Source organism: Amycolatopsis echigonensis (assembly GCF_014174495.1).
Taxonomy (GTDB): Bacteria; Actinomycetota; Actinomycetes; order Mycobacteriales; family Pseudonocardiaceae; genus Amycolatopsis; species Amycolatopsis echigonensis.
Genome location: NZ_JACJHR010000289.1, coordinates 1 through 325, shown reverse-complemented (window position 1 = coordinate 325; position 325 = coordinate 1). Strand labels below are relative to the sequence as shown.

Below are 325 nucleotides of genomic sequence, written 5' to 3'. Positions count from 1 at the left end.
GATCCTGCTGTTCAACAACCGGATCTACGGGCTCACCAAGGGCCAGTACTCCCCCACCTCCGGCCAGGGCATGGTCACCAAGTCCACCCCGATGGGCTCGCTGGACACGCCGTTCAACCCGCTGTCGCTGGCGATCGGCGCGGAAGCCTCGTTCGTCGGCCGCGCGCTGGACTCCGACCGCAAGGGCCTCACCGAAGTCCTCGAGGCGGCCGCGAAACACCGCGGCTCGGCGCTGGTGGAGATCTACCAGAACTGCCCGATCTTCAACGACGGCGCCTTCGACGTGCTCAAGGACAAGGACGAAGCCGCGTCCCGGCTCATCCCG

At 67.1% G+C, this 325-nt stretch carries 1 protein-coding gene; it reads left to right on the top strand.

The features are described from left to right. On the top strand, window positions 1-325 hold a 325-nt coding region (locus H5411_RS46810; protein ID WP_246370577.1), incomplete at both ends, for a thiamine pyrophosphate-dependent enzyme.